This is a genomic window from Protofrankia sp. Cr1 (assembly GCF_963555865.1).
GTDB lineage: Bacteria > Actinomycetota > Actinomycetes > Frankiales > Frankiaceae > Protofrankia.
Genome location: NZ_CAUVXO010000620.1, coordinates 2,417 through 3,122, shown reverse-complemented (window position 1 = coordinate 3,122; position 706 = coordinate 2,417). Strand labels below are relative to the sequence as shown.

Annotated in this window: 1 protein-coding gene; it reads left to right on the top strand. The window is 72.8% G+C overall.

Features of this window, described 5'->3' with window-relative positions; genetic code table 11:
- On the top strand, positions 1-660 hold a 660-nt coding region (locus U9980_RS26875; RefSeq protein WP_322770487.1), incomplete at its 5' end, for an SDR family oxidoreductase.
- Positions 661-706: the final 46 nt, after the last annotated feature.

The window sequence follows — 706 nt, the reverse complement described above, 5'->3', positions numbered from 1 at the left end:
GCGGTGGACGCGGCCGTGACCCGTTGGGGCCGTCTCGATGGCATGTTCAACAACGCGGGCATCGTCGGCGCCGTCGGACCGCTGGAGCAGACGCCGGTGCAGGAGTGGGACTTCACCATCGCCGTCCTGCTGCGGTCGGTGTTCCTGGGGATGAAGCACGCCGCGCGGGTGATGAAGCCCGCCGGGCGGGGGGCGATCGTCAGCACGTCCAGCGTCGCCGGTGTCATGGGCGGCCTGGGGCCGCACGCCTACGCCGCCGCGAAGACGGCGGTGGTCGGGCTGACCCGCAACGCCGCCGCCGAACTGGGCGCGTACGGCATCCGGGTGAACGCGATCGCTCCCGGTCGGGTCGCGACTCCCCTGGTCGCCACCCTCCACACCCTGGGTTCGGGCGAGGAGACGCCTGATCCCGACCAGCTCGCTTCGACCCGCGAGACTCTCGCGCAGAAGTCTCCGCTGGCCGGCCGGGCCTGCCTGCCCGAGGACATCGCCGCCGCCGCGGTCTGGCTGCTCGGGGAGGAGTCCGGGTACATCAGCGGCCAGACGATCGCCGTCGACGGCGGCCTGACCACCGGCAGCCCGCCGGCGGCGCAGGCGGGCTCCCACCGGTTCGCCCAGCACGTTCCCCTGATTCGAGAAGCCGGAAGGCGAGGACTGTGACCGCGATGTCGCCACCGGCTCCCTCGGCGGTCATGACCCGAGCGTT